The sequence below is a fragment of the Endozoicomonas atrinae genome (genome assembly GCF_001647025.1).
GTDB classification, from domain to species: Bacteria; Pseudomonadota; Gammaproteobacteria; order Pseudomonadales; family Endozoicomonadaceae; genus Endozoicomonas; species Endozoicomonas atrinae.
The window spans coordinates 1-473 of sequence record NZ_LUKQ02000784.1 but is presented as its reverse complement, the minus strand read 5'-3'; the positions used below and the strand labels follow the sequence as shown (position 1 = coordinate 473).

Genomic DNA, 473 nt, shown 5'->3' with positions numbered 1-473 from the left:
TCTCGATTGGTCATGGCGCTGCTCCCTGCTTGATACCAACAGGAAAACAATCGGCCAGAAAAGGGTTAATCGGGAGGTCAAATTAAACTGGTGTTTTGAAGACTTATTACATCGGTGATGACAAATGCTCGATAGCGAAGCCCGGACCGCCTCTGCCATACTGATAAAGCCATCACTGATCGTTTTAGCAAATTTTGCCAGACGACCATCTTCAACCATTTTGTCCCACTGCTCACTGAAGTCCTTCATCAACTGCCGGACATAGGTTGACCAGCCAGCATCAGCAATGGCTTTTTTAAACAGAGTCCAACGGTCAATCAGGTTTGATAACAGACCTGAATAAAGTTCCATGTTGTCGGCGGCTGCACCAATCGCCCGACTGCCCATTTCCTCCATGAGCTTTTTGATCACATCGGTGCCGAGCTTGCCCTGTTCCGTCAGCTTTCGGAGAACCGTGACATTCTCACCCGTTA

General features: G+C 48.4%; 1 protein-coding gene. It reads right to left on the bottom strand.

Features of this window, described 5'->3' with window-relative positions; genetic code table 11:
* Nucleotides 1-473: hypothetical protein (locus AK963_RS34460; protein ID WP_202969983.1), on the bottom strand; the 473-nt coding region annotated here is incomplete at both ends.